This is a genomic window from Streptococcus sp. HMSC065E03, from assembly GCF_001815045.1.
In the GTDB taxonomy this organism is placed as follows: domain Bacteria; phylum Bacillota; class Bacilli; order Lactobacillales; family Streptococcaceae; genus Streptococcus; species Streptococcus parasanguinis_AD.
In genome coordinates this window covers 337,019-337,279 of record NZ_KV818852.1, presented here as the reverse complement: position 1 = coordinate 337,279, position 261 = coordinate 337,019, and positions in this window count along the sequence as shown.

Genomic DNA, 261 nt, shown 5'->3' with positions numbered 1-261 from the left:
TTTTGACACAATCCGCAGCCCGTGTTCAATTCGTTTTGAACCCCTTCGCTTTTTAATTTTTAGGCTCAGGCTAAAACAGTTCCCCGAACTGTTTTACTCTCAAAACTCCCGAGTGCCTGAAACGTTATTGTTTCAGGCACTTTTCTCACAGCGGAAAGTTTAAGTAGACGATTGAATCATTCTATCGAATAAATTAATTTATGAACCAATTTTTTATATTTTTTAACACAAAAAAGAGGCTGGGACAAAAGTCCTAGCCTC